The organism is Exiguobacterium sp. s192 (assembly GCF_018618795.1).
Lineage (GTDB): Bacteria > Bacillota > Bacilli > Exiguobacteriales > Exiguobacteriaceae > Exiguobacterium_A > Exiguobacterium_A undae.
Map to the genome: position 1 here is coordinate 25,552 of NZ_JACSMS010000006.1, position 25,310 is coordinate 50,861.

The window sequence follows — 25,310 nt, forward strand, 5'->3', positions numbered from 1 at the left end:
AGGGATGAAAGGGGAAAGAGAGAGATGAGATTTTTTATCGACACAGCAAACGTAGAGGATATTAAAAAAGCACATAAAATGGGGATTTTAGATGGGGTTACGACCAACCCGTCACTCGTCGCAAAAGAGGGCGTCGATTTCCATACACGCTTGCGTGAAATTTGTGAGATCGTCGGAGACGTCTCGGTCAGTGCAGAAGTCATCGCGCTCGACGCGGAGGGAATGATTCGGGAAGGGAAGGAACTTGCCCAGATTGCACCGAACATTACGGTAAAGGTTCCGATGACACCGGCCGGTCTTGAGGCCGTCGCAGCACTTTCGAAAGAAAAGATCACGACGAACGTCACATTGATCTTTAATCCGAACCAAGCCTTGCTCGCAGCACGTGCGGGTGCGACGTATGTCTCACCATTCCTTGGTCGTTTGGACGATATCGGTCAAGATGGCATGGGGCTTGTTGAGACAATCGCCCAAATCTTCGTCATTCATGACATTCCGACACAAATCATTGCGGCATCTGTCCGGAATCCGGTTCATGTCACGAACGCAGCACTTGCGGGTGCCGATATCGCGACGATTCCGCTGAATGTCATTGAGTCACTGACGCAACACCCACTCACGACACAAGGAATCGAGCGGTTCCTGGCTGACTGGGAAAAAGCGCAGCAATAACAGATTGTACAGAAAGGTTGATGGAATGTGGACATTTTGCATATCGTAGGACAACAACGTCTTGAAGGGACCGTCATGATCAGTGGATCGAAGCAGAGTGCGATTCCGTGTCTCGCGGCAGCACTGCTGACCGACCAACAGGTCATCTTAGAGGGGGTGCCGGACATTGGCGATGTCGCGACGATGATCCAAATCATTGAGATGCTTGGAGCTGTCGTAACACGTCAAGGCGATATGGTGACGATTGACCCAAGTCATGTTGAGCCGATGCCGCTCACAGGTACGGATACACGGAAATTACGTGGATCGATTTATCTGATGAGTGTCCTCGCGGCACGATTCAAACAGGGAGTCGTCGGTCTGCCCGGTGGTTATGCCATCGGTCCTCGACCGATTGATTTACACATCAAGGCACTGGAGCGACTCGGTGTTTCGATGCGAAATGAACAAGGGGTTTACTATATGCATGTCGAAGAGTTGAAGGGGAACCGAATTTATTTGGACCTTCCTTCCTTCGGTGCAACCATCAGTGCATTGCTCGTCGCCGTCATGGCGGAAGGGACAACGGTCATTGAAAATGCAGCATGTGATCCGGAAGTCATTGACGTCAGCACGATGTTGACGAACATGGGGGCGAGTGTCAAAGGTGCAGGGACCGATGAGATTCGCATCAAAGGGATCAAGACGCTGCAAGGTTGCCGGCATACGTTGATTCCTGACCGGATGGAAGCGGGGACGTTCCTCGCCATGGGTGCTGTCCTCGGTCGGGTGACAGTCGATAATGTCATTCCACTTCATCTGGAGAGCATCATTCAAAAGCTCGAACGATTCGGAGCGAACATCGAAATCGCAGATGATGCGGTCACAGCCTCTGTCGACATGGCAAAACCGATTGATATTCGTGTGTTTCATTACGGCGGTTTTCCGAGTGATCTTCAACCGATCATCTCTGCTGTTTTGCTCAAACCGAAAGGCGCGAGCGTCGTCGTCGATAAACTGTATCCGCAACGTTTCCGGCATGTTCAGGAAATGCGGCGACTGAACGCACGGATTACACACGAAGATGCCTCGATCATCATTCGCGGCGGGGAAGACTTGCGTGGAACCGAAATCGAAGCGCACGATCCGCGCGGTGCGGCAGCTCTTGTCTTAAGCGGTATGCTTGCTTCAGGGGAAACCTTGTTGCATCATGCGGAAGTGCTCGATCAGAGTTATGAACAGTTCGTTGAGAAGTTAAAAGGGCTTGGCGCCCTCGTGTGGCGTGAAACGGTCTAAGATTTTCAGCTAGGGAGAGGGGATTATACACATGGAAAGAAGTTTATCAATGGAACTCGTACGGGTGACGGAAGCGGCAGCACTTGCTTCGGCACGTTGGATGGGGAAGGGCTTGAAAAACGAGGCAGATGACGCGGCAACAAGCGCCATGCGTGATGTATTTGATACGATCCCGATGAAAGGAACAGTCGTCATCGGCGAAGGCGAAATGGATGAAGCCCCGATGCTCTACATCGGTGAAAAACTGGGGAACGGATACGGACCACGTCTTGACGTCGCCGTTGATCCGCTCGAAGGAACAAACATCGTTGCTAAAGGAACATGGGGAGCACTTGCCGTTCTCGCCGTAGCCGATGCCGGAGATTTGTTACATGCACCGGATATGTACATGGATAAGATTGCCGTCGGACCGGAAGCAGCGGGACACGTCAGTTTGGATGCGACGATCGAAGAAAACATCGCGGCAGTCGCCAAAGCGAAAAATAAAGAGATCGAAGACGTCGTCGTCTCGATTCTCGACCGGGAACGTCACGAAGAAATCATTCAACGGATTCGCGCAACAGGGGCACGGATTCGTCTGATTGGAGACGGTGACGTCGCAGCAGCCATCAATACCGCTTTCCCGCATACCGGAATTGACATGTTGCTTGGTTCAGGTGGTGCGCCGGAAGGTGTTCTGGCGGCGGTTGCTTTAAAATGTCTCGGCGGAGAACTCCAAGGACGACTCTTGCCGGCAGATGACGCGGAAGTCGCGCGTTGCAAAAAGATGGGGATTGAAGATCCGTCGAAAATCCTTATGATGGACGACCTTGTCACGGGAGATGACTGTATCTTTGCGGCAACAGGTGTCACGGACAGCGAGTTGATGAAGGGTGTTCAGTTTACGGCGCAAGGCGGTCAAACGCACTCTGTCGTCATGCGGGCGAAATCGGGAACGGTTCGTTTTGTCGAAGGGATCCACTCGTTCAAGAAAAAACCAAAGCTCGTTATTAAATAAGTTTATTTTCATAATGCAAATAAAGACGAATCCGACTCAAATCGGATCCGTCTTAGATGTAAGACAAAATGCGGTTTTTCTCTTAAATGAGAAAGATCGCTTTTTTTGTTCGCTTCGAATCGTTTTCCTGGGACAAGCATCGCGCCGCTTCGCTTCACTGCAGGGTCGCTCCTGCTTGTTTTTCCCTAGGAAGCGATTTCGAGCGAACAAAACGCTTCTTCTCATAGCAGGGAATAGATGAAAAATTTCGTACTTCTCGACGCTTGGTAAGAAGTTCGTCCGATGCGTTACGCATTAATAAAAAGAAGAACTGGATTTAGAGGTCGATTACGATTGAATTCTTCATGGAAAAAAGCCCTTCATTCCCGAAGAAGAGGAATATTTAAGAGCACGAGATGGAAGATAGCACAATAATTTCGGTTCAAACCGGATTCATCTTTATTATGGAATGAAATCTTATAGACTGTACGCGACTCCTACAGGAAAAGCGCAGGTTCACCGCGCGTCAGAAACAAACGAGACCCGGGTACTTGTCCGTTTCAGGACAAAGAATCCGCGGCTCGTGTTTCGCCTGAGGAAAGCAAGTACAGGAACAAGATTTATTCGAGAGCGTCATGTGTCGGAGCTTGCAATTGGTGTGTCATCTGGACGAGTTTTCGGCGTGAGAGGAAACGGGTCATGAAAACGTAGATGGCGTTACTTCGACCCGGGATGACAAGCGTTTTTCCCTTCATGTATCCGGTGAAGGAAAGTTGAGCAGTTGTTTTGGCATCTATGATTCCCGGACGTTTAAATAACCCGGACGTTGCAAGATCCGCTGTTTTAGCGAAATCAGTATGGGTGGCTCCCGGGCAAACGGCCGTCACCTGAATATTGTACGGGGCGAGCTCGTCTGCCAATGCTTCCGAAAAACTGAGAACGTAAGCTTTTGTTGCATAATACACGCTCATGAAAGGACCGCCATGAAAAGAGGAGGTCGATGCAATCTGAACGATCCGTCCGCCGCCTTGTGTTTGCATCCGACGGGAAAAAGCTTTCGTCAAATACGTCAGCGCCCGAATGTTGACGTCAATCATGTTCAATTCGCGTGATACATCCGTTTCGATAAATTCACCATACAGACCAAAACCCGCGTTGTTGATCAAAACATCAACGGGAGTGTGTTCTGTCGCACGTAATAAGGCTTTGATTTGAACGGTTTGACCGATATCATACGGGAGAACGACGGCGGAACCACCCCGTTGTTCGATAAAGTGTTTCGTTTCGAAAAGCTGTTCGACGTTTCGTCCGACGAGTAACAGATGATGTCCTTGTTCGCCGTGCAGATAAGCAAGTTCCCGCCCGATTCCGGCGGAAGCACCTGTAATCAATACGTTCATGATAGGTCCTCCTTTTATACTAGGATAGAAAAAAAGCGATCGAGCCGATGCTCAACCGCTTGGTCATTTGAATTATAGATATGAACCCGCGCCGACAAGGCGTGAACCCCAGTATCCTGATTTAAAGCTTGAGTACTTAACGCCACCCGTTTCCGAGTTGACCATGCTTGTTTTGCTTGTCGCCATACCGACGTGTTGAATGCCGCTACCGTGTGAGAAGAAAACAAGATCTCCCGGTTGAACGCTAGATACGCTGACTTTTTTAGAAGATGCGTATTGTGAAGAAGACGTACGTGGCAATGTTTTGCCTGCTGCTTTTTTGTAAACGTAGCTTGTGAAACCAGAGCAGTCAAATCCACGAGTTGTCGTTCCGCCCCATACGTAAGGAGTTCCTTTGTGTTTAGCGGCTTCGCTTAGAAGACGTGTACGTGTTGAAGATGAAGTTGTTGATTTTTTAGCCGTTGAAGTAGAAGACTTGTATGTTTTCGTATACTGCGAGAAGACATAACGTGTTTTTCCACCGTACGAAATTTTAGTCCAGCTGCCTGATTTACCTTTGTATGTAAATGTTTGGCCTGCGTTTACTTTACCGACGATGCCTGCTTTTGTAGAAGGAGCCGTACGAACACGTAATCCGTTATCTGTGATCTTAACTTTCGTGACTGTAGCTGCTGCTTCAACCTTATCTGTTCCCACTGATGCAAATCCTGAAACCACTAATGCTGCTGTCGCGACCGATGCTAGAAAACGTTTCATATGTGAAATCCTCCATGTCATTTTAAAGTAGTTTGAAAACCGGGTTATATGATCAATCTCATTAAGTGTTTGTTTAGGCAGTGTGTCTTACAACTGTGTAAGTTTTTCTCTGCACGATTATCTTAGCACGCCGATACATGAAAACGTTTTTTCAGTTCCGCTACAAAACATGACGTTTTTGTAACATAACTGCAATAATATACTCGAATATTACAAAGAAGAAATTCCCATTCGTTAAATCACGACGAAAGAGGTGGAAATGTGATACCTTTAATGCACAACAAAATATTAAGCAACAACTGTTAAAACGAACATCGCGTCCTTTGCTACTGAATTTATACGAAGAATAGGTGAATGCATATGCCAACTGAGAAAACTGACAAACCAGAACGTTCCTATACACTGGCTCAACTGAGCAACCTGACATTAAAAGACTTATATGAGATCGCCAAATCGAAAAACGTCCCGCAATACCGAGAGGCCCGCAAACGTGAACTGATGTTCAAGATTTTAAAAGCGCAGGCTGAGTCAACCGGTCTATATTTCCTCGAAGGGGTATTAGAAGTGATCCCCGGCAACCCACAGATGCAAAATGATGGCGGCTTCGGCTTCCTTCGTCCTATCAACTATTCGCAATCCTCTGAAGATATCTACATCGCTGCTTCGCAAATCCGCCGATTCAACCTTCGTAATGGAGACGTCGTGACCGGAAAGGTCCGACCGCCAAAAGAGAATGAACGGTTCCAAGGTTTATTAAGTGTGGAAGCAGTCAACGGGGAAGCGCCGGATACGGCCCGGAATCGTCTGTTTTTCCCGGCATTGACGCCGATTTATCCGGATCGTTTGATGCGACTCGAAACAGAACCACGCCATCTGTCGGTTCGTGTGATGGATATGATTGCACCGGTTGGCTTCGGACAACGGGGATTGATCGTCGCACCGCCTAAAGCGGGTAAAACATCTCTATTAAAAGAAATCGCGAATTCGATTCAAGTGAATCACCCGGATGTCGAATTGATCATTCTATTGATCGATGAGCGCCCGGAAGAAGTGACGGATATCGAACGGTCTGTTCCGGGAGCCGATGTCGTCAGTTCAACGTTTGACGAAACACCGGACAACCACGTGCGGATTTCAGAACTCGTCTTGGAACGGGCGATGCGTCTCGTCGAGCATAAAAAAGATGTGGTCATCTTAATGGATTCGATTACACGTCTGACACGTGCTTACAACTTAACGGTTCCGCAAAGCGGACGAACGTTGTCCGGGGGGATTGATCCCGCCGCCTTCCATAAACCAAAACGCTTTTTCGGTGCTGCCCGGAACATCGAACACGGTGGCAGCCTGACGATTCTTGCGACTGCCCTCGTCGAGACCGGCTCACGGATGGACGACGTCATCTATGAAGAGTTTAAAGGGACCGGCAACATGGAGCTCCATCTCGACCGGAAGTTATCCGAACGCCGGATCTTCCCGGCCATCGACATCCGGAAATCCGGAACACGGAAAGAAGAGTTGTTGTTACCGCAAGATCAGCTGGATGCCTTGTGGACGATCCGCCGGACGATGAACGAGTCCAATGAGTTCGTCGACAGCTTCTTACGCAAGATTCGTGACACAAAAAACAATGAAGAATTTTTTGTGGAACTGAACAAAGAAAAGAAGAAGCCCGTCCGACGCGCACCTGTCAAACCCCGCGTGACGAAAACCGACACAACGACATAAAAATAGGTATTGCGGGTCATCAAAAAATCGTTTAGTATAGGAAGGTAACTTACTCTGGCTCAGCAAATGAACCAGGGCGGAAGGAGAGAAAACAACCATGAAACAAGGAATTCACCCAAACTACAACAAAGTTGTATTTATGGATTCAACTACTGAGTACAAATTCTTGACTGGTTCTACACGTTCTTCGAACGAGACAATCACTTGGGAAGATGGAAACGAGTACCCACTCATCCGCGTGGATGTGTCTTCGGACTCGCACCCATTCTACACTGGTCGTCAAAAGTTCAACGCTGCAGACGGTCGTGTCGATCGCTTCAACAAAAAATACGGCCGCAAGTAATTGCGACTTCTGTATTAAAAAACAGCCTGTCTCCATCACTGGAGCAGGCTGTTTTTGTATAAACTGAACTGAGCACGATAGGTGAGATAGGTTTTAAGCACAAACGACAGACCGATCGCTCCAGCCGCTCCGACGAGGTACGGCAGCATATCCGGATTGTCCGCAAAGTGTTGAAACAGCAGACTGAAGGAAAAATGACGCCCGAGAAAATAACCCGCTCCTAAAAAGATGCTGATCCAGATCAAGGCACCGGTATAGGCATACGTGACGAAGACCCGAAACGGCATCTTCGAGACACCGGCAAAAAACGCAGAGAGCTGACGGAGTCCGGGTATGTAGTAACCGATGATCAAAACCGTTTTCCCGTAACGTAAAAATCCGGCCTCCGCTTGAAAGATATGTTTTTCGGAAATCCGTAACTTCGGAGCCACACGATGCAGCAGGGGCATCCCGAGTTTCAGACCAAGAACATAGCTGATCGTCATCCCGATGCAACTGCCGGCATACGCCGCCAGAATCGTTCCGATCAGTGGTAAATCACCGTGATGCATCCAAAATCCTGACATGACGAGTAACGTTTCGTCAGGGATCGGTAAACCGACAATTCCGCCGGCTAACAGAATGGCGAGACCGAATGCTCCATATTGGTGGAGAACTTCATGTAGTATGTGATGAATCGGAGTCACCTTCCTTCAAAGAAACTTCTTCTTTAGTGTACAGGAAATAGATACCAGTTGAAATGAGGAGATGAAGATTCAGGGGAATATCGAGGAGTTTTCGATTTTGAGAAGTCAACTCTTTTTCTCAATTTAGATTCGGGCTATACTCGTTAAAGTGACTAATTTTAGAGGACGGTGTTTTACGATGATGCATGTGATCAATCAGTATGGTTGGATCGAAGTGATTTGCGGAAGCATGTTTTCCGGCAAATCCGAAGAGCTGATCCGTCGTGTTCGACGGGCACAGTACGGAAAATTACCGGTGCAAGTGTTCAAGCCGGCGATTGACGACCGTTACCATGAAGAACATGTCGTGTCGCACGTCGGAAATTCCGTCATTGCGATTCCGATGGCGACGAGCCGCGACGTCTATGCGGCAGTAGCAGAAGAGACGCAGGTCGTCGCAATTGATGAAGTTCAATTTTTTGACGATGAAATCGTCGCGGTCATCGAGGCACTGGCGCAAGATGGCAAACGCGTGATTTGTGCGGGGCTCGATCAGGATTTCCGGGCAGAACCATTTGGAAAGATGCCTGAATTATTGGCACGTGCCGAGTTCGTGACGAAATTACAGGCGATTTGCTTATCGTGTGGCGATCCGGCTTCCCGGACACAACGCTTGATTAACGGCCAACCGGCCAACTACAATGATCCGATCATTTTGGTGGGGGCTTCTGAATCTTATGAACCACGTTGCCGTCACTGCCATCAGGTACCAGGCAAACCGCAACCGTTGCAGGAATGGAAAAAACAACAGCAGAATTAAGAGTACAATATGAAAAAGCGAACGATTCTCCGGCCTCAGGGCTTGAAATCGTTCGCTTTTTTTTATATCAACCGGTCCGTGTCAACTGACTGTACTGCTCGACGAAATAAGCCGTTTCGCGGACAATCGTCTCTTGGTCATGGTCGAGTGTCGCAACATGATAGGAATCGAGCAGACAATAACTGCGTTTATCCGTCGCACCAATCGTCCGGTGCAGGTAATCCGAACAGGTTGGCGGAACGACATGATCTTCAGCAGAATATAAAATAAGCGTCGGAATTTGAATGGCGGGAAGGGTTGGGATGGTGTCGCGAATCAAGCGTAAAAGTTCGGACGCAGCGACCGCCGGCACGACATCATAGATGATTTCAAAAGCGGTTTGCTTGATATCGGGTGGGCTTTCCGGCAGATAAACCGGACAATCCGTAAACGATAACGCTTCGTAAGCGGGGACGGATAAAGCAGCATTGATTGTGATGATACCTGCGACCGGCAGACCTTCGGCAGCGAGTGCCAGTGCGAGCGTCGCACCCATCGATTGACCGACGATGAAGATCGATTCACACTGGCGGGACAGTTGAGCAAAGCCCTCGCGGACACTCTGTTTCCAATCTTCGGCCGTCGCCGTTTCGAAGTCACGTACATCTGTCCCGTGACCATGCAGACGGGGGGCATAGACTGAAAAACCGTGTTCTGCGAAGCGTTCTCCTACAGCCCGAACACTTTGCGGCGTCGCATTAAAGCCGTGACACAGCAAAATGCCGATTGATCCACGTTCCAAGAAAAAGGCTTCGGCGCCCGGTAAAACAGGATAACTCATACTCATCATCTCATCCTCCATTTCAAAATAAAAACCCGTTTGGCTTTGGACGGCAAACGAGTTTCTCGTGTGTATCATCCAAAGCGGTTGCTTTGCTGGTCGGAGCACCTTGCCAATCGCAGGTTGCCGTGGAGTCCTAGAGCCAGGTCTCTCGTCCACTCTTGATATAACATATAGGAATTGTCGGATTAATCATTGAGAAGATGATAGCACTGACAGAAAAGGATTGTCAAATGCTCCTTGACCGGCGACCGGAACTCTTCTATGATGAAGCCCAACCCGGGAAATCAATCGATATGGGTCATATGGTTTATTTTTGAAAATATGGTTGACCTTTAAAAGATCTTTCTGTAATGTAAAAATTAGTTTTACGACATAAGTTCGAACAGCAACAACACACATATGAATTTCATACCGCAACACTTATCCAGAGAGGTGGAGGGACTGGCCCTACGAAACCTCGGCAACAGACTCATTATGAGCACTGTGCCAATTCCATCAGACGATTGTCTGAGAGATGAGTCGAGTGGATTCTGCCTCTGTGCGGATCCAGGTCTCTTCTTGTTTCTTAAGAAGAGGCCTTTTTGTTTTTTAAAAGGGGGAAAAAGTGGTGATTACATTCAAAAATGTAAAAAAAATCTACCAGACCAACGAACAATCGATCGCTGCATTGGACGGTGTCGATCTCGAAATCCGAAAAGGTGAAATCTTTGGCGTGATCGGGTTCAGCGGGGCTGGAAAAAGTTCTTTATTACGGTGTGTCAATCTTCTTGAACGTCCGACATCCGGCAGCGTGACGGTCGACGGGCAAGAACTGACGACCCTTTCGGCAAAACAACTGCGGGAAGCGAAACAAAACATCGGGATGATCTTCCAACATTTCAACTTGCTTGATTCGAATACGGTCTTCGCGAATGTCGCAAAACCACTCGTCTTAAAAGGGATCAAAAAGGAGGAAGTCCACCGGCGTGTCACCGAGCTGCTGGCGTTCGTCGACTTAGCGGATAAAGCCGATCATTATCCGGATCAGTTATCGGGAGGGCAGAAACAACGTGTCGGAATAGCGCGGGCACTGGCAACCCAGCCGTCGGTTCTGTTGTGTGACGAAGCGACATCGGCGCTTGACCCGCAAACGACACAGCATATCCTGCGGTTACTGAAACAGATCAACGCGGAATATGGGATCACGATTTTACTGATTACACACGAGATGGGCGTCATCCGTGAGATTTGTGACCGGGTCGCAGTCATCGAGGCAGGCAAGTTGATTGAATCAGGTACCGTGTTCGACGTCTTCTCGAATCCCCAGACGGCGACAGCGAAAAACTTTGTCCGTTCCGTCATGCAAGATGAGATTCCGGCGTCAGTGCAACGGTTGATCAAACAACGGGATGCCGGACATCATGTCTATAAAATCAATTTCCTTGGGGCACACACCGGGCAACCGCTCTTGTCGCAAGTCGCCAAACGGTTTGATGTCGATGTCAACATCCTGCACGGCAGCATCACGGAACTGCAAAATATCCCGTTCGGCAGTCTGCTCGTCGAATTGATCGGTGAAACGGCGGAAATTGCGCGAGCCCTGCAATACATTGATCAGTCGGATGTCAAGGTCGAGGAGGTGCTGGCCGATGCTAGTTAACTACACGGACATCTGGACCGCTTTTCTGCAAACCTTGACGATGGTCGGATTGTCGCTACTCTTTTCGACGCTGATTGGTCTACCGCTCGGAATTCTGTTGGTCGTCACACGTAAGGGAGCGTTGCTCGAACAAGTACCGCTCTTCAACGTCTTAAGCAGCGTCGTCAATGTGTTTCGGTCGGTTCCGTTCATCATTCTGCTCGTCGCAATCATTCCGCTGACACGGTTGCTCGTCGGGTCGTCGATCGGAACGAAGGCAGCAATCGTCCCGCTGGTCTTTTATGCGGCACCGTACATTGCCCGATTGATTGAAAGTTCACTGCTCGAAGTCAGTACGGGCGTCTTGGAGGCGGCGGAAGCGATGGGCGCGACACCGTTGCAGACGATTTTCCGTTTCCTGTTGCCGGAAGCACTCAGCTCGCTTGTCCTGAACTTGACGATCGCGACGATTGGCTTGATCGGGGCGTCGGCAATGGCCGGGGCGATCGGTGGCGGAGGGCTCGGGGACTTGGCCATCACCTACGGCTACCAACGGTTTGATACGACCGTCATGATCATCACGGTCGGAATCCTCGTCATCCTGGTACAAGGCTTACAGACAACAGGTAACCTGCTGGCACGAAAAATTCGGAGGCACTAACAAAACATAGAGAAGATAAGGGAGAGATGAACGATGAAAAAAGGATTAGCGATTGGTGCAGCATTGACGACGGTATTATTTGCAGGGTGTGCGGCGTCCGGGGAGGACGACAAAAATACGGTCAAGCTCGGCGTCAGCGGCTCGGATACGCAAGTTTGGGAATACGTCGCGAAAAAAGCGGAAAAAGAGGGCATCACGATTGAACTCGTCAAGTTCTCCGATTACGTGCAACCGAACCTGGCACTCGCGGAAGGTGAAATCGATGCCAACTCGTTCCAGACGATTTCCTATTTCAATGCCTTTAAAAAAGAACATAACTTAAAACTGTCGCCGATTGCGACGACCGTCATCGCACCGATGGGAATCTATTCGGATAAAGTCAAGGATGTCAAAGATATCCCGGTCGGTGGAAAGATTGCCGTCCCGAACGAGGCGACGAACATGGGACGGGCACTGCTGTTGTTGCAGGAAGCGGGCTTAATCAAGTTGCCGGACGACTTTGATGGAAACGGAGCCGTCGACAAAATCGTCGAGAATCCGAAAAAGCTGAAGATTGTTCCAGTCGTCGCCGGACAGACGCCGCGTGTTCTGCCGGATGTATCCGCATCGATCATCAATAACGGAATCGCCGTGGATGCCGGCTTTAATCCGATCAAAGACTCGATTCTCCATGAAAATGAAACAGCGAAACCTTACATCAACATCATCGCTACACGAACGGAAGACAAAGACAAAAAGACGTTAAAGAAAATTGCTTCCCTGTACCAACAGGATGATGTCGCGGAATTCATCAAAAAAGAGTACAAAGGAAGCACGATTCCGACGTTCGTCCCACTCAGTGACATCGGCGAATAACTAAAAATCCAAAGGAGCGTGACCCAAATGAAGGTTCAGACAAAACGGGAAAACTTGATTCAAACGATTGAGCAGGATATCGAACAAAAACGCGAGTCGTATCTCGAGACGAGTCACCGGATTCATGCGACACCCGAGATTGGGAACGAGGAATATTTTGCTTCGCGTCATCATGCGGAACGCCTGACGGCAGAAGGGTTCACGGTTGAGCTCGGGGTCGCGGGACACGACACGGCGTTTTTGGCCCGGAAGACTTCGGATAAACCGGGGGCGACGGTTGCCTTCCTTGCCGAATACGATGCGTTGCCGGGGATTGGTCATGCCTGCGGTCATAACATCATCGGCACGACAAGTGTCGCAGCGGCGATCGCGCTTAGTAAAATCATCGATGAAGTCGGCGGCAGTGTCGTCGTGCTCGGAACACCGGCAGAGGAAGGTGGACCAAACGGCAGTGCGAAAGGCAGCTTCGTCAAACATGATCTCCTGACGGGGATCGATGCGGCACTGATGATTCATCCGTCCGGACAAACGCGGATTACCGGTTCCTCACTTGCCGTCGATCCACTCGATTTTGCCTTTACCGGCAAGCCGGCTCACGCGGCAGCGTCACCGGAAGAGGGCATCAATGCACTCGACGCCGTCATCCAACTCTTTAACGGCATCAATGCCTTACGCCAGCAATTACCGAGCGATGTCCGGATTCACGGCATCATCACGGATGGCGGTGATGCGCCGAACATCATCCCGGAATACGCCAAAGCGCGCTTCTTCATCCGGGCGACGACACGCGAACGGCTGAATGCCGTGACGAAGAAGGTCAAAGCCGTTGCCGAAGGGGCGGCGCTTGCGACCGGGGCGACGCTTGAGGTCATCGCATTCCAAAATGAGGTCGACAATCTCCTGTTCAACCGGACGTTTGACGAGATTTTCCGGGAAGAGGCGACTGCGCTTGGGGAAGACGTCAAGACGGATGAACGCCCGGGTCTTGGTTCGACCGACGCCGGCAATATCAGCCAGATCCTGCCGACGATCCATCCGTACATCAAGATCGGAGCGGACGATTTGGTCGCCCACACGGAAAGTTTCCGGGAAGCGGCACGGTCGGAACAAGGCGACGAAGCCTTGAACACCGGCGCAAAAATCCTGGCTCGGACGGCGTTACGCCTGTTGACGGACGGACAGTTACTCGGGACGGTCAAACAGGAGTTCCATGACCGGAAAAACGGCTATTTGGCGTAACAGACAAGACGAAAAGTATGTTTCTGTCCGACGGGAGGATGTCTTTTAAAGTCCGTCGGATAGCACATACTTTTTTTCGGAAATGGAAGTAAAAACAAATTCTTTTTTGTATTTTAAAATAACCTGTGCTAGTCTTGAGCTGTACAACTGAATAACCAGTTCTTCGGGGTAGGGTGAAAATCCCAACCGGCGGTGATGCGATTTTTGAATCGACGAGCCCGCGACCCATAGTGTACGCACTATGGCTGACTTGGTGTGATTCCAAGGCCGACGGTAAAGTCCGGATGGGAGAAGAACGAAAAAATGTGCTTGAAACCATTTTCTGAAAAAATACATTCAGAGAAAGGTCTATTTCTGTATGCTTTCAAACAGAAAAACAAGACGTTTCTTTCGTGACCCTTCAATCATGACGCCCTGCAAATGCAGCGGCGTCTTTTTCTTTTGAAAGGAGCGAAATTATGAAAAATAGAATGCATCATGCGATGCAATTGGCAGAGATGTTAGACGGACAAACGAGTCCAAATCCAAGTGTCGGCTGTGTGATCACGAAGCACGGACGGATCATCGGTTTTGGAGCGCACCGGTTTGCCGGGGGTCCCCATGCCGAAGTCGAAGCGTTACGGATGGCGGGAGAGGCGGCACGCGGCGCCGATCTGTATGTCACGCTTGAACCGTGTAACCATCACGGCAAAACACCTCCTTGCACGGAAGCAATCATTGCCGCCGGTATCAAGCGGGTGTTCGTCGCGACGGAAGATCGTCATGCGATCGTCGCGGGGCAGGGCATTGCACGTCTGCGCGACGCCGGACTGACGGTCGAAGTCGGATTGCTGCAAGACGAAGCGGTTCGTTTTTATACACCGTTTTGGCAAAGTATCGAGCGAAAACGGCCGGCTGTCACGGTGAAGATTGCTCAGACACTAAACGGAATCATCACGACAGGTGAAAAACGCTGGATTACGTCAGAAGCCGCGCGAACGGCGGGACGCCGGTTGCGGGCAAGACATGACGCTATCTTGGTCGGAAGTGAGACGGTTTTAATTGATGATCCGGCCCTGACGTTACGCAGTGAAGAGGGAATCGAACCGATTCGGGTCCTCGTTGATCGACGGGGGCGGTTGTCGGAGACGTTTCAGGTCTTGCATGACGGCTTGAATCCGACGTACTGGCTGACGGAACAGCCGCGAATCAGTTCCAAGCCGAATGTCACCGTCCTTGTCGGCACGTATTCGACACCGGACCAGATTCTTGAGACCTTATACGAACAAGGCATCCGCAGCCTCTTGGTTGAAGGCGGACCGACCATCCAGTCGGCGTTTTTGGCAGCGGACCTTGTGGATCGAATCGATGTCTATCAGGCACCTTCCGTCTTGAAGGGAACCGGTGGTTTGACGGGTACCGTCGAGATCGAAGATCGATTTGCACTGACAGACGTCGAGCCGATTGGTCAGGATATCCATCTGCGGTATGAGCGGAAAGGAGAATGGACATGTTCACAGGATTGATTGAAGAAGTCGGCACGATCAAACGAAAAGTACCGCGTCCGAACGGTCTGGCGCTAGAAATCGAAGCCCGGCACGTCCTCGAAGGAACAAAAATCGGTGACAGTATCGCGGTCGACGGCATCTGTTTGACCGTTACGGCGATGACGGCAACCGGATTCACGGCGGATGCGGTCCATGAAACGATTCGGGCGACGGCACTGCAGACATTGCGTGTCGGCACACCGGTCCAACTGGAACGGGCGATGCCGGCGAACGGACGATTCGGCGGTCATTTCGTCAGTGGCCACATTGACGGGACAGCCCGGCTGTTAAGCCGTCGACCGGACGGTGAAGCGATGGAATACCGATTTGAGACCGCTGACTGGCGCAAATACTGTATTCCGAAAGGCTCGATTGCGATCAACGGAACCAGTTTGACGATTCAACACGTCCAAGCGGACAGTCTGACGATTTCGCTGATTCCGCATTCACGCCAAGTGACGACGTTTGACCGTTTACAGAGTGGAGCCCTCGTCAATATTGAGTGTGATCTGATGGCGAAACACTTGTATCACTTTACGCAACAGGAACAGAAAACCGATTGGTCGGCATTTTTAGGAGGCGGAGCAGGATGAACGGATTTGATCTCATAGAAGAAGCCATTGAAGAGTTAAAACAAGGACGTCCGATCATCGTCTGTGACGACGAAAATCGGGAAAATGAAGGCGATTTGATTCTGCTTGCGGAACATGCAACACCGGAACAAATCAACTTCATGATTACTCACGGCAAAGGACTTGTCTGTGTGCCGGTCAGTCCGCAATTGGCAAACCGATTGGAACTGAATCCGATGACGGACGTCAACACCGATCCGCACGGAACAGCCTTTACGATCAGTATCGACCACGAAGAGGCGAAGACCGGTATCAGCGCGGGCGAACGGGCCTTGACGATTCAACGGATGTTGACGGATCGAGCCGGTCAATTCAAACGTCCGGGACATATCTTCCCCTTGATTGCGAAAGAAGGCGGTGTCCGGGAACGGCGGGGTCATACAGAAGCCGGTGTTGACTTGGCGCGACTCGCGGGAAGCGCCGAAGCGGCCGTTATTTGTGAAATCATCTTAGAAGACGGGACGATGGCGCGGGTTGATGACTTGTTGACGTATAAAGAAGTCCATGGACTGAAGATGATCACGATCGACGCGCTCGTTTCTTATCTGGAACGTCCCGTTCGACGTGAAGCCGACGTCTTGCTGCCAGCGGATCACGGAGCATTTCGGATGCTTGGTTACACGACGCCGGATGCGAAGGAACACGTCACTGTCTTGTCCGGTGAGGCAGAAGACGGCATGCTCGTCCGGCTTCATTCCGAATGTCTGACGGGAGACGTTTTTGGCTCCAAACGCTGTGATTGCGGTCCGCAACTCGACGCTGCCCTCGAACGAATCGGTCAAGAAGGAGGCGCCGTCCTGTATTTACGACAGGAAGGACGGGGCATCGGCTTGATGGCAAAGTTAAAAGCGTACGAGTTGCAGGAGCAGGGACTTGATACGGTCGAAGCGAATCACGCGCTCGGATATGCGACGGACTTACGCGACTACAAAGTCGCAGCCGCGATGTTACATGATTTAGGTGTGACGAAGGTCCGCTTGATGACGAATAACCCGGATAAGCAACAAGCCCTTGAACAACACGGCATTACGGTGCTCGAACGGGTGCCGCTTGAAATCGCGCCGGTTCCGGAAAATAAAAATTATCTGCACACTAAACAAACGAAACTCGGGCATCTGCTCGACATCCAAGGAGGACAATAACATGGTATTCGAAGGATTTTTAACAGGTGAGGGACTACGCGTCGCAATCGTCGCGGCACGTTTTAATGAATTAATCACATCAAAATTAGTCGGAGGCGCAAACGATGCATTCCGTCGACACGGCGTGGCAGCGGACGCAGTCGATACGGCGTGGGTACCGGGAGCGTTTGAAATTCCGCTCGTCGCAGAAAAGCTCGCGAAAAGCGGCAAGTACGATGCGGTCATCACGCTTGGAGCCGTCATTCGCGGAGCGACGTCGCACTACGATTATGTCTGCAATGAAGTGGCAAAAGGGGTTGCCAATGCGTCACGTGAGACAGGTGTTCCGATCATTTTTGGTGTCCTGACGACCGACTCGATTGAACAAGCCGTCGAACGTGCGGGTACGAAAGCAGGGAATAAAGGATACGAAGCAGCTGTTTCGGCAATCGAAATGGCAAATCTGTTGCGGACGATCTAAGAGTGGAACGTAAGGCTAGAGACCTGTTTCTGATAGAAGCAGGTTTCTTTTTTTGTCGCCCGCGCAGGACTTTGAACGGTCTATCCCTAATGGAAGGAGAAGGACTTTTTCATGAAGGAGGAAAGGTACATGATCAGTCTTAAAAAATCGTATTATCTGCCGGGAATCTTACTTTTCATTGCGATGTATTACCTGTGGATTATTCTTTTAGAGGACCGGCCGGCGCTTTCGGCTTGGGGAAACAATCTATTCTCCATCATCGGTTGCTTCGTAGCAACAGTTCTCTTGCTTCAGGCACACCGGACATTCCGTCAACAAGAAGGACGATTTTTTCTATATTTGTCGTTCGGGACAGGGAGTTATCTGATTGCCGAATTGATTTGGATGTCTTATGAAAATATCCTGCGTGTGGATGTCCCCTTTCCAGGCATGTCGGATGTTTTTTACATCTTGCAATCGGTTTGCTTTTTAGCCGCTTTTTTACATTTGATTCGCCGGCACGTCACGAAAAACCGACTGATCAGTTTTATCTTCGATATTGCCATCGTCATGACGGTCGCCGTCACCTACAGCTGGTTTTTCTTGATTCGCCCCTTGTTCGATACACCGTTTGCGTCACGCGGCGAAGTGATTTTGGCGTTTGCTTATCCAATGTGTGACATCGTGCTTCTGTTTTGTATGATCAGCATTTATTATCTGTTTGAGAAAAAAGAGTGGCGTGAACGGATTCGTTTGTTCCAATTCTTGTTTTTAGGACTTTTACTGCAGGTTGTTGCCGACACGATGTTCGTCTACATGACGACTGTCAGCGGAAATGAAGCGGTTCGTTTGATTGATCCGTTATTCATCCTCGGATTATTGATGGTTGGTGTAGCGGGGCATGTCAACAAGTCGGTTAATGCGAACGAGCCGAATGACAGTCAGCAACGGAATACGGTGCAACTGGGGAAACTGTTTTTGCCGTATTTGCTCGTCATCATCCTATTTTCAACGATGGCCCTGTATGCACGGCGTGACGAGGCCTTAAACGGATTGATGATTGGCTGTGCGATTACGATTCTGTTAATTTTAATCCGGCAGATCTTGATGATTTTGAGTAATCACGAATTAATAGAAGAAATTCATCATAAGGCAGACGAACTTGAAGAGAGTGAAGAGCGGTATAAGTCATTATTTACGTATCATCCGGATGCCGTCTACTCGCTGGATCTGAAAGGGCGCATCAAAAGTGCCAATCCGTCCTTTGAAAAACTGACGGAGCAAAGTGCGGACCAACTGGTCGGCAAATCCTATCAACAGCTGATGGAACAGCAGGCAGCGGCTGATGAGGAGATGACGGCACATCAATTTGAAACGACGTTTCGTAAATCGGGCGGGACGGATGTTTTGCTGAACGTAACCAACATTCCGATTCGTGTCCGGGACCGGTTTGTCGGTATCTATGGAATCGGTCAGGATATTACACGGGTGCGGGAAAATGAACTGAAAATTCGCCGCCTTGCGTATTACGATCATTTGACCGGAGCGATCAACCGAACGTACTTTGAAGAAGTGCTTCATCATTTGGTGGAAGTGGAACAGGACAATGAAACGATCATCTTGTGCTTCATCGATTTGGATGACTTCAAACTCGTTAATGACTCGTTTGGCCACCACGTCGGAGATCAGTTATTGATTCAAGTCGCAAGCCGCTTACAAGAGGTGACAGAGCCGGAAGATCTAGTTGCGCGTCAAGGCGGTGATGAATTTACGGTCATTTTGCGTCATGTCGCATCGGAAACGGACGGACGGATCCGGACGACCCGACTGCTCGAACGGTTACGCATGACCTATACGATTGATGAGATTGAACTGATTTCGAATCCAAGCATCGGCGCCGTCGGTTATCAGCGGACAACCGACAAGCCGATCGTGACGTTGTTGAAACAAGCAGATTTAGCGATGTACCAGGCTAAATCAAGCGGTGGAAAATCGATTATCTTCTTTGAAGACATTGCGGAGAAAGCGTCGTATCGATTGCGGCTTGAGTCCGAATTACCGGTTGCGATCGACACCAATCAATTGATTTTGTATTATCAACCGCAAGTCGATACGGTGACGTATCGGATGGTCGGTGTCGAAGGATTGATCCGCTGGAATCATCCGGAACTCGGCATGATTGCCCCGAACGATTTCATTCCGATGGCAGAAGAGGCGGGGATGATCATTCGTCTAGGCGAATGGGTGTTACGCGAAGGATTTTTACAGGCGAAGCAGTGGGAAGATGACGGCTTGACCTTGAAGGTCGGACTGAACGTCTCGATGCAACAGTTCCACCATCCGACGTTTGTCCTGACACTTGTTCGACTTGTCGAAGAGACACAGGTCAATCCGGCCCGAATTGATCTTGAAATCACGGAAGTCTCGGCCGTGGAAGATATTGAAGAGACGGTCGAGACGATGAATCGCCTGAAGGAACTTGGCTTCACGATTTCAATTGACGACTTTGGCACCGGCTACTCGTCCTTATCCCGACTGGCTGATTTTCCGATTGATACGCTGAAGATTCCACGCGAGTTCGTCGAAAAAATCCAGCCGGCAACAACCGGCTACTCGATGATCTCCTCGATCATCCATTTGGCGAAATCGCTTGAGCTCGAAGTCATCGCGGAAGGAGTCGAGACACTGGAGCAGGTCAATGTCCTCAATCGGTTGGAATGTTCACGGATGCAGGGATATTACTTCGGTCGTCCGATGCCGTCCGAACAGATTCCGGCATTGTATCAAAAATAGACAATCCCTTCCGTATCATGCGGAAAGGATTGTCTGTTTTTTTGTTCTCACTTGAGTGTTGTTGAGACCGAAATGCCTTTTTCAATGACGTCACGTTTCTCGTTCAGGACGTCACTGGTCAATAATTCAACGGACTTGAGCGGTTGTTCGATGATGAAGCCGAAGTTACCGGTTCGTGTCTCGGACGGCGCGTATGTCGTCGCGAGTGACTCGAGATAGACATCGTCCTCGATCGTCTTCTCGGTCTTAGCGTCGAGTTTAAAATGGGCGACAGGGTTAAAGGTGACCGGTTCGTCACTTGTATTTGTGATCGTCACACGCGTCTTGACGAGGTCGAAGGATTCGTCATGGGTGAAGCCGTGGAAAAAGTCGATCATCCCGTAACTGGGACGGGCATGGAACACCTTCATCTCTTCAATCTTCATCGTGATTGGTCCGATGGTTTGTGTCACATCGGGACGGACGATCTGTTTTAATGTCAGTTCACCTTTATCGTCGGATACCGATTGATTGACGGTCGTCAGTTTGCGGTCATCTGGTAATTGCGGGTTCGGGACATACGCGGCAGACTTCTCGATCGATACCGGTGTCTCCTGTTTCGGGACCGATTTCTCTGACGACTTCTCTTGGACGGTGTCTGGCGTAGTGCCGCAACCCGAAAGAATCGTCCCGAGCATCAAGGCAGCAAGTATCTGTTTCATGGAAAGTCTCCTTATTTCTTCGATTTCAACAGATCGAAGATGATTTTGGCATGATCCGTATTATCGACTTGTCCGGCGAATCGTTCCTTTGCAGGACCGAAGGCATAGACCGGAACATCTTCTCCGGTGTGTCCACCTGTCGTCCAGCCTGTGTGCGAACGTTTGTTGAAGATGTCTTCGATCGCATTATCGACGTCGAGCAGTTTCTTCGACTCCGCGGCACGTGAAACGGACTGGATTTCTTCCTCCGTCAAGGCAAGTCGGTTTTGATCGATGTACGTCGTCAAGGTCTTCCGGACATCTGCACCTTCAATGATTTTTGCCGCCATGAAGTCCGGCGTCTTTTTTGCTGCTTTAATCGGCTCGGCGAACCAGTTGTAGATCCCGTCTGCTCCGATCGAGTAACCACCGGTTGAATGGTCGGCTGTTGCGACGACGAGTGTGTGTTTATCTTTTTTGGCAAAAGCGATCGCTGCTTTGAAGGCACGTTCGAAGTCTTCCATCTCGCTCATCGCTCCGACGATGTCATTATCATGACCCGCCCAGTCGATTTGGCTTCCTTCGACCATCAGGAAGAAGCCTTTTTTGTTCGAATCAAGACGCTTGATGGCCGAGTTCGTCATCTGCTCGAGAGACGGGACGGTATTCTCGCGGTCGATTCGTTTTGGCAGTCCGCCGTCCGCGAACAGACCAAGTACCTGCTTGTTCTTATCTGCCTGCATTTGATCAAGATCCGTGACGTAGCTGTAACCGTCTTTCTTAAACGATTTCGTCAAATCAACATCCGGACGGACGAAGTTGGATTTCCCGCCGCCGAGCAGGACGTCAATCTTGTGTTTTCCGTTGACACGTTCTTTGAAATAGTCGTCGGCGATGGCGTTCATATTCTTGCGGTTCTCGTCATGCGCCCCGAATGAGGCCGGCGTCGCGTGTGTGATTTCGGACGTCGCGACGAGTCCCGTCGATTTGCCACGTTGTTTTGCCGCTTCAAGGACGGTCTTGACTTCCGACTTATCGTTGTCGACAGCGATTGCCGCGTTATACGTTTTGACACCGGATGACATCGCCGTTGCGGCAGAAGCAGAGTCGGTGACGTTTTGTTCCGGATCTTCCGGATAGGTCATCTGTTGACCGACTAGATATTGATCGAATGCGGTTTTCTCAGCGACAGGTGTAGCGGGATCGTTTTTCAGATAACGGTGGGCAGATGTATAAGAAACACCCATTCCGTCACCAATCAAAAAGATGACGTTACGGATTTCCGGAGATTTGGATGATTTCGTCTTGGCCTCGGCATTATCTGTCGAGATCATCGTGCTAAGGGATAATGTCGATAATGCCATAATCGGGATGATTCGTTTCAACTTCATGGATGTTCCTCCTCAAGGAAAATGAATGTTATTCGCTACTGGGTAAAACCTACAGACCTAACTGTAGCGCTCGAATGTAAAACGAACATTTTGCTGATGTAAAGTTTCATAAAGAATAGCAGTAGTCCTACAAGGTGAGAGACAAGACCTGACTGGAAAGGTGTAAGAACTGGAGAGAAAGGTAATAGCATACTATAGGCAATTGAAACATTTTCCATTAAGAACACGTAAATACAGATAATATGTTTTAAAGGAGGAACGGGAATGAAGAAAACGAGGTTTATGACAGTCGGATTCATGACGGTGGCAATCGGATTGGCAGGATGTAGCCAAACAGGTGAGAACGGTGGAAGTTCCACGGATTCAGGTCAGCTGTCCAATGCAGAACTGTTGAAAAAAGCAACAGCTGCACAGAAGAACATCAAATCGTTTCATATGGACAGTGATATGATGTCAGAAATTGGCGGCATGCCGATCAGTCAAAAGATTTCGGCAGACATCATTCAAAACCCGATGTCGATCTATCAAAAAATGACGATGAAAAATGCAGAAGATGGTACGGATATGGAGACAGAACTTTATCTCGTAAATGACAAGATGTATATGTCACAAGCAGGACAATGGTTAGTACAAGATGCATCCGAACTAGGGGATTTGATGAAAACAATGGAATCCTCTGCATCGACAGAACAAAGTCTAACGTTATTAAAAAAATATAAAGATAACTGGACGATGAAAAAAGAGGGCGATGTGTATCGCATCGATGTCGACCTTGAGGGAGACCAACTGAAAGCATTCATGAAAGATTCGCTTGAACAAACCGGACAACTTGCTCAGATGAAAGATGTCATGAACCAGGTCGATTACAAAAAGATGGAGTATTCGATGACCTATGACGCCAAGACCTATTATCCGCAGACACTCGATATGGAAATGGCATTTGAGATCGAGGAAGGAACAGAATTCACGATGGAAAATGCATCAACCTTCTCGAAATTCAATGAGATCAAGTCAATCGAGCTACCGGAAGAAGCGAAAGACGCGCAAGCATTACCAAGTGCCACTCAATAAGATGCAGCTGAAACATCATAAAAGCAAACCGATTTCCGGTGATTGGTCCGGGAATCGGTTTGCTTTTTTAGTGTCTTTTAAATTTTAAATTGACGTAACACAGCCTGGAGAGATTCGGCCTGCTGTTGACTTGCCGTCGTCTGTTCCCGGACATCCCGGAAGGCTTGGACCGAATGATTCATCTGTTCGGACATCGACTGCGTGCCTTGGGCCCCATCGTTGACGGTGACAGCGACATCATGAATGACACCGAGCATGTTCGTCGTCAGCTCCTGTAACTGTCCGGCTTGTTCGGCAAAATGATCTGCCGCGTTCCCGAACACATGCGCATCGGTCCGGTATTGTTCGGATGCTTGTTCAAATAAGTCATAGTCATGAACAACTTTCGTATCGATGAAATGAAGCATTTCGCCGGATGCTGTATTGAGGTGCTCGACGGATTCGATGACGGATAACGACACGTCTTGAATCTGTTCGACGGTTGCACGACTGCTTTCGGCGAGCTTCCGGATTTCTTCGGCGACGACCGCGAATCCCCGTCCGACTTCCCCGGCGCGTGCCGCTTCAATCGAGGCGTTCAGTGAGAGCAAATTTGTTTGTGCGGCAATCGAGAGGATCGCGTCGGAGAGGACGGAGATTTCCTTGACCGCCTTTGCCCGGACCATCGCATCCTCCAGTTTCGTTTTTGTCTCGGACAAGATGAGCGTCGCGTTAGATTTGGCTTCTGTCGCGACGACCTGAAGTGACTGGGCGCGTTGGTCGACGTCTTTTGCCAGCCGACCGTTTTCACCGGCACTTGCGACAATTCCATGGATGGTTGACTCCATGTCGACCGCGGATGAGTTCATTTCTTCTGCTGAAGCGGCCGTTTCCTCCATTCCGGCAGACAGATTTTCAATCGTATGTGAGGTCGAATGCATATCTTGATCCAACTCCCCGATACGTGCTGCGACATGCTGAGAGGTAGAAACGACATGGGTCGCTGTTCCATTCACTTGCTGGATGATCTGCCGCAGATTTCGGATAAACTGATTCATCGAGTCTGCGATGTGTCCGATTTCATCATGACGCGTCACCTGAAGCTGTGCCGTTAAATCGCCACCCTGTGTCGCCAGTTCATGTGTCTTATCCTGTAACTGTTGCAAGGGGATGAAAATCGAGCGCAAAATGAAAAATGTAAAGACAACTCCGAGCACACTGATCAGACCAATGATGGAGAACAACAGTATATGTGCGCGGTTCGTCGCATCGGTAATACTGTTTCCAGCCTCTTGTGCCTGTTTGTTATTATAAGAAACGATTTTTTTAAGCTGTCGGATACGGCAAAGTAGGAATCCCGGCTCGCACCTTCATAATAGGTGACGGCTTCTTGTTTCGTCTCCGGTGTGCTGAGTTCAACTAGCCGATCCGTCGTCTGTTCAAAGGTCGTCCATTTTTTCTGAAGATCATCAAACAGTTGGCGGTCTGATTCGCCATAAATCGTTTTTTTATAAGCCGTTAGATTTTTTTCGACGGTCGCAAGACCGTCTTGTAATCGTTTGTCATAATCAGCTTTGATCGTCGGGTCATCCTCTTGGATGTGTAACAGTTCGACACGCCGTAAATCGGATAATGCCGTATTCGTCTCGTGTGACAAATTTAGACCGGGAATCCAAGACGTGGTGATTTCCTGACTTTTTTGATCGGCATCGTTGAGTGCAAATGCCCCAAATAAACCGACCGCGATCAGGCTGAGCAAAAGAATGGAGGACAATAAGACTAACTTCGTTTTAATCTTCATCATGCACGCTCCTTTTTGCGAAATGAAC

General features: G+C 49.5%; 24 protein-coding genes and 3 riboswitches. Of the genes, 16 read left to right on the forward strand and 8 right to left on the reverse strand.

The features are described 5' to 3' along the window. Positions 1–24: 24 nt before the first annotated feature. Genes fsa through glpX form a run of 3 tightly spaced genes read left to right on the forward strand, consistent with a single transcriptional unit; the run spans position 25 to position 2,944 of the window. Positions 25–672 carry a fructose-6-phosphate aldolase gene (gene fsa / locus KNP87_RS10955; RefSeq protein WP_026831881.1) on the forward strand — a complete coding sequence of 216 codons (648 nt, stop codon included), beginning with the start codon at positions 25–27 and terminating at the stop codon, positions 670–672. Between the two features lie 27 nt (positions 673–699). Then, complete coding sequence (murA, locus tag KNP87_RS10960; RefSeq protein WP_026831882.1) at positions 700–1,947, forward strand: UDP-N-acetylglucosamine 1-carboxyvinyltransferase; 1,248 nt, start codon at positions 700–702, stop codon at positions 1,945–1,947. A gap of 31 nt (positions 1,948–1,978) precedes the next feature. After that, positions 1,979–2,944, forward strand: a complete 966-nt coding sequence (gene glpX / locus KNP87_RS10965; protein ID WP_026831883.1) for a class II fructose-bisphosphatase — start codon at positions 1,979–1,981, stop codon at positions 2,942–2,944. Positions 2,945–3,543: 599 nt separating this feature from the next. On the opposite strand, the gene KNP87_RS10970 is transcribed toward glpX, so the two are convergent. Together KNP87_RS10970 and KNP87_RS10975 are read right to left on the reverse strand one after the other, a co-directional pair. Further along, a complete protein-coding gene (locus KNP87_RS10970; RefSeq protein WP_214721673.1) occupies positions 3,544–4,323 on the reverse strand; it encodes an SDR family NAD(P)-dependent oxidoreductase in 780 nt (259 codons plus the stop codon). A gap of 72 nt (positions 4,324–4,395) precedes the next feature. Next, positions 4,396–5,079: a C40 family peptidase gene (locus KNP87_RS10975; RefSeq protein WP_026831885.1), complete on the reverse strand. Its 684-nt coding sequence runs from the start codon at positions 5,077–5,079 to the stop codon at positions 4,396–4,398. A gap of 360 nt (positions 5,080–5,439) precedes the next feature. Between KNP87_RS10975 and rho the strand changes: the two genes are divergently transcribed. Further along, positions 5,440–6,804, forward strand: coding sequence for a transcription termination factor Rho (rho, locus tag KNP87_RS10980; RefSeq protein ID WP_214721674.1), 1,365 nt, complete (start codon positions 5,440–5,442; stop codon positions 6,802–6,804). Between the two features lie 97 nt (positions 6,805–6,901). Next, positions 6,902–7,147 (forward strand): type B 50S ribosomal protein L31, encoded by a 246-nt coding sequence (locus KNP87_RS10985; RefSeq protein ID WP_012371588.1) that lies wholly within the window; start codon positions 6,902–6,904, stop codon positions 7,145–7,147. 35 nt (positions 7,148–7,182) lie between these two features. Here KNP87_RS10985 and KNP87_RS10990 read toward each other — a convergent pair whose 3' ends face one another. Then, positions 7,183–7,833 carry a DedA family protein gene (locus KNP87_RS10990; protein WP_214721675.1) on the reverse strand — a complete coding sequence of 217 codons (651 nt, stop codon included), beginning with the start codon at positions 7,831–7,833 and terminating at the stop codon, positions 7,183–7,185. 178 nt (positions 7,834–8,011) lie between these two features. Between KNP87_RS10990 and KNP87_RS10995 the strand changes: the two genes are divergently transcribed. Continuing rightward, a complete protein-coding gene (locus tag KNP87_RS10995) occupies positions 8,012–8,632 on the forward strand; it encodes a thymidine kinase (protein WP_026831888.1) in 621 nt (206 codons plus the stop codon). 67 nt (positions 8,633–8,699) lie between these two features. Here the strand turns inward: KNP87_RS10995 and KNP87_RS11000 are convergent, their stop codons facing one another. After that, positions 8,700–9,458: an alpha/beta hydrolase gene (locus tag KNP87_RS11000; protein ID WP_251135559.1), complete on the reverse strand. Its 759-nt coding sequence runs from the start codon at positions 9,456–9,458 to the stop codon at positions 8,700–8,702. Between the two features lie 62 nt (positions 9,459–9,520). Then, positions 9,521–9,623, reverse strand: a riboswitch (SAM riboswitch). 249 nt (positions 9,624–9,872) lie between these two features. Then, positions 9,873–9,976: riboswitch (SAM riboswitch) on the forward strand. Positions 9,977–10,062: 86 nt separating this feature from the next. Between KNP87_RS11000 and KNP87_RS11005 the strand changes: the two genes are divergently transcribed. From KNP87_RS11005 to KNP87_RS11045, 9 genes are all read left to right on the forward strand, one after another. After that, positions 10,063–11,094, forward strand: coding sequence for a methionine ABC transporter ATP-binding protein (locus KNP87_RS11005; RefSeq protein ID WP_214721677.1), 1,032 nt, complete (start codon positions 10,063–10,065; stop codon positions 11,092–11,094). Further along, positions 11,084–11,734, forward strand: coding sequence for a methionine ABC transporter permease (locus tag KNP87_RS11010; RefSeq protein WP_026831891.1), 651 nt, complete (start codon positions 11,084–11,086; stop codon positions 11,732–11,734). The genes KNP87_RS11005 and KNP87_RS11010 overlap by 11 nt, the downstream gene beginning before the upstream one ends. 33 nt (positions 11,735–11,767) lie before the next feature. After that, the gene (locus tag KNP87_RS11015; protein ID WP_214721678.1) at positions 11,768–12,589 is read left to right on the forward strand and encodes a MetQ/NlpA family ABC transporter substrate-binding protein; all 822 of its coding nucleotides are present in this window, start codon (positions 11,768–11,770) and stop codon (positions 12,587–12,589) included. 27 nt (positions 12,590–12,616) lie between these two features. After that, positions 12,617–13,828: a M20 family metallopeptidase gene (locus KNP87_RS11020; protein ID WP_214721679.1), complete on the forward strand. Its 1,212-nt coding sequence runs from the start codon at positions 12,617–12,619 to the stop codon at positions 13,826–13,828. A 155-nt stretch (positions 13,829–13,983) separates the two neighbouring features. Then, a riboswitch (FMN riboswitch) is annotated at positions 13,984–14,128 on the forward strand. A 158-nt stretch (positions 14,129–14,286) separates the two neighbouring features. After that, entirely contained in the window at positions 14,287–15,333 is a 1,047-nt protein-coding gene (ribD, locus tag KNP87_RS11025) for a bifunctional diaminohydroxyphosphoribosylaminopyrimidine deaminase/5-amino-6-(5-phosphoribosylamino)uracil reductase RibD (protein ID WP_214721680.1), read from the forward strand. After that, on the forward strand, positions 15,318–15,947 hold the full coding sequence (gene ribE, locus KNP87_RS11030; RefSeq protein ID WP_028105555.1) for a riboflavin synthase: 630 nt from the start codon (positions 15,318–15,320) through the stop codon (positions 15,945–15,947). Before ribD ends, ribE begins: the two co-directional genes overlap by 16 nt. Then, the gene (ribB, locus tag KNP87_RS11035; protein ID WP_214721681.1) at positions 15,944–17,128 is read left to right on the forward strand and encodes a 3,4-dihydroxy-2-butanone-4-phosphate synthase; all 1,185 of its coding nucleotides are present in this window, start codon (positions 15,944–15,946) and stop codon (positions 17,126–17,128) included. The genes ribE and ribB overlap by 4 nt, the downstream gene beginning before the upstream one ends. 1 nt (position 17,129) lies before the next feature. Next, positions 17,130–17,588: a 6,7-dimethyl-8-ribityllumazine synthase gene (gene ribH / locus KNP87_RS11040; RefSeq protein WP_214721682.1), complete on the forward strand. Its 459-nt coding sequence runs from the start codon at positions 17,130–17,132 to the stop codon at positions 17,586–17,588. A gap of 129 nt (positions 17,589–17,717) precedes the next feature. Then, on the forward strand, positions 17,718–20,360 hold the full coding sequence (locus KNP87_RS11045) for a putative bifunctional diguanylate cyclase/phosphodiesterase (RefSeq protein ID WP_214721683.1): 2,643 nt from the start codon (positions 17,718–17,720) through the stop codon (positions 20,358–20,360). 47 nt (positions 20,361–20,407) lie between these two features. Here the strand turns inward: KNP87_RS11045 and KNP87_RS11050 are convergent, their stop codons facing one another. Next, positions 20,408–21,061 (reverse strand): DUF4352 domain-containing protein, encoded by a 654-nt coding sequence (locus tag KNP87_RS11050; protein WP_214721684.1) that lies wholly within the window; start codon positions 21,059–21,061, stop codon positions 20,408–20,410. Positions 21,062–21,072: 11 nt separating this feature from the next. Beyond that, positions 21,073–22,431 (reverse strand): alkaline phosphatase, encoded by a 1,359-nt coding sequence (locus KNP87_RS11055; RefSeq protein WP_214721685.1) that lies wholly within the window; start codon positions 22,429–22,431, stop codon positions 21,073–21,075. Positions 22,432–22,695: 264 nt separating this feature from the next. Here KNP87_RS11055 and KNP87_RS11060 point away from each other — a divergent pair, with 264 nt between their 5' ends. Next, on the forward strand, positions 22,696–23,502 hold the full coding sequence (locus tag KNP87_RS11060; RefSeq protein ID WP_214721686.1) for a DUF6612 family protein: 807 nt from the start codon (positions 22,696–22,698) through the stop codon (positions 23,500–23,502). Positions 23,503–23,579: 77 nt separating this feature from the next. Here KNP87_RS11060 and KNP87_RS11065 read toward each other — a convergent pair whose 3' ends face one another. Continuing rightward, positions 23,580–24,698, reverse strand: coding sequence for a methyl-accepting chemotaxis protein (locus tag KNP87_RS11065; RefSeq protein WP_353049370.1), 1,119 nt, complete (start codon positions 24,696–24,698; stop codon positions 23,580–23,582). Positions 24,699–24,703: 5 nt separating this feature from the next. Then, complete coding sequence (locus tag KNP87_RS11070) at positions 24,704–25,282, reverse strand: MCP four helix bundle domain-containing protein (RefSeq protein WP_214721688.1); 579 nt, start codon at positions 25,280–25,282, stop codon at positions 24,704–24,706. Positions 25,283–25,310: the final 28 nt, after the last annotated feature.

Coding starts and splice junctions, on each gene's coding strand:
- KNP87_RS11000 (WP_251135559.1), bottom strand. CDS start 9,458: ATGAGTATGAGTTATCCTGTTTTACCGGGCGCCGAAGCCTTTTTCTTG.
- KNP87_RS11070 (WP_214721688.1), bottom strand. CDS start 25,282: ATGAAGATTAAAACGAAGTTAGTCTTATTGTCCTCCATTCTTTTGCTC.
- KNP87_RS11055 (WP_214721685.1), bottom strand. CDS start 22,431: ATGAAGTTGAAACGAATCATCCCGATTATGGCATTATCGACATTATCC.
- glpX (WP_026831883.1), top strand. CDS start 1,979: ATGGAAAGAAGTTTATCAATGGAACTCGTACGGGTGACGGAAGCGGCA.
- ribE (WP_028105555.1), top strand. CDS start 15,318: ATGTTCACAGGATTGATTGAAGAAGTCGGCACGATCAAACGAAAAGTA.
- KNP87_RS11010 (WP_026831891.1), top strand. CDS start 11,084: ATGCTAGTTAACTACACGGACATCTGGACCGCTTTTCTGCAAACCTTG.
- fsa (WP_026831881.1), top strand. CDS start 25: ATGAGATTTTTTATCGACACAGCAAACGTAGAGGATATTAAAAAAGCA.
- KNP87_RS11060 (WP_214721686.1), top strand. CDS start 22,696: ATGAAGAAAACGAGGTTTATGACAGTCGGATTCATGACGGTGGCAATC.
- KNP87_RS10985 (WP_012371588.1), top strand. CDS start 6,902: ATGAAACAAGGAATTCACCCAAACTACAACAAAGTTGTATTTATGGAT.
- KNP87_RS11050 (WP_214721684.1), bottom strand. CDS start 21,061: ATGAAACAGATACTTGCTGCCTTGATGCTCGGGACGATTCTTTCGGGT.
- KNP87_RS11020 (WP_214721679.1), top strand. CDS start 12,617: ATGAAGGTTCAGACAAAACGGGAAAACTTGATTCAAACGATTGAGCAG.
- ribH (WP_214721682.1), top strand. CDS start 17,130: ATGGTATTCGAAGGATTTTTAACAGGTGAGGGACTACGCGTCGCAATC.
- rho (WP_214721674.1), top strand. CDS start 5,440: ATGCCAACTGAGAAAACTGACAAACCAGAACGTTCCTATACACTGGCT.
- ribD (WP_214721680.1), top strand. CDS start 14,287: ATGAAAAATAGAATGCATCATGCGATGCAATTGGCAGAGATGTTAGAC.
- KNP87_RS11015 (WP_214721678.1), top strand. CDS start 11,768: ATGAAAAAAGGATTAGCGATTGGTGCAGCATTGACGACGGTATTATTT.
- KNP87_RS10975 (WP_026831885.1), bottom strand. CDS start 5,079: ATGAAACGTTTTCTAGCATCGGTCGCGACAGCAGCATTAGTGGTTTCA.
- KNP87_RS10970 (WP_214721673.1), bottom strand. CDS start 4,323: ATGAACGTATTGATTACAGGTGCTTCCGCCGGAATCGGGCGGGAACTT.
- KNP87_RS10995 (WP_026831888.1), top strand. CDS start 8,012: ATGATGCATGTGATCAATCAGTATGGTTGGATCGAAGTGATTTGCGGA.
- KNP87_RS11045 (WP_214721683.1), top strand. CDS start 17,718: ATGATCAGTCTTAAAAAATCGTATTATCTGCCGGGAATCTTACTTTTC.
- ribB (WP_214721681.1), top strand. CDS start 15,944: ATGAACGGATTTGATCTCATAGAAGAAGCCATTGAAGAGTTAAAACAA.